Source organism: Paraburkholderia sp. SIMBA_027 (assembly GCF_046535315.1).
Classification (GTDB): Bacteria; Pseudomonadota; Gammaproteobacteria; order Burkholderiales; family Burkholderiaceae; genus Paraburkholderia; species Paraburkholderia tropica.
Genome location: NZ_JAWRWY010000313.1, coordinates 1 through 302, shown reverse-complemented (window position 1 = coordinate 302; position 302 = coordinate 1). Strand labels below are relative to the sequence as shown.

At 56.6% G+C, this 302-nt stretch carries 1 pseudogene; it reads right to left on the bottom strand.

From position 1 onward, the window contains the following. Positions 1–236, bottom strand: a pseudogene (locus SB764_RS39230) (hypothetical protein); the annotation flags it as partial. Positions 237–302 lie beyond the last annotated feature (66 nt).

Genomic DNA, 302 nt, shown 5'->3' with positions numbered 1-302 from the left:
AAGATGGCGAGCGTATCGTCGGCTTGTAAGGCAAACCAAAGCACGGTGCCTGGTTCGGTGTCCGCGACAATCGGGGCGGCTCCGGCCAGAAATTCGGCGAATGCTTCGGTCTGGCCTTCAGCGGCGGGCATGGCGATGTAGCTGGCAGTATGATTTTCCATTGGATTGTCCTGTGCAGTTGCAGAAGTTGTGATCAGAGCCAGTGCGGCGCATATCGGAAGGATTTGCGTGTTCATGGTCGTCCCCTGACTTGACGTTCGTCGTGTTTGGTTTCGATGCACTCTTGTCCCATGGCGGATGGG